Origin of the sequence: Nocardioides sp. LHD-245, assembly GCF_030929495.1 — a bacterium.
Taxonomy (GTDB): domain Bacteria; phylum Actinomycetota; class Actinomycetes; order Propionibacteriales; family Nocardioidaceae; genus Nocardioides.
In genome coordinates, this window is sequence record NZ_JAVFWN010000046.1 from 1 (window position 1) to 510 (window position 510).

Sequence of the window (510 nt, forward strand, 5' to 3'; positions counted from 1 at the left end):
AGCTCGGGGTCGGTAGAGAACCGGAACGACTCGGCCTTCCACGGCTTGATCCCGTACGCCTTCCACGCCCGGGTCACGGTCTTGTGGCTGAGCTTGAGCTCGCCGGCCAGCAGCCGGCTCGACCAGTGGGTCACGGCCAACTTCTTCGGTGGCGGCCTCAGCGTCGCGGTCACGACCGCCGCGTGATCGACCTCCCGGGGCCGACCCGACCGATCAAGGTCCTCCAGGCCCGCCACGCCGCGCGACTGGTAGCGCTCGCGCCACTGAATCACCGTCGTACGCGAGGCGCCCACCCGGGCTGCGATCTCCTGGTTCGTCACCCCGTCGGCGGCCAGCAGCACGATCCTCGCCCGCTTGACCAGCCCCGCCTTCACCGACCGCGACCGCAGCCACCCTTCGAGCTTCTCCCGGTCACCATCACGCAGCACCAATGCAGGGGCAGGACGATTCGCCATGCTCCCATGATTTCAGAATCCAAACTGTTCAAGAACTAACGACACGCGACACTAG

General features: G+C 66.9%; 1 protein-coding gene. It reads right to left on the bottom strand.

The genetic code is table 11. The features are described from left to right. Positions 1 to 455: helix-turn-helix domain-containing protein (locus tag RB608_RS28255; protein WP_308091436.1), on the bottom strand; the 455-nt coding region annotated here is incomplete at its 3' end. Positions 456 to 510 lie beyond the last annotated feature (55 nt).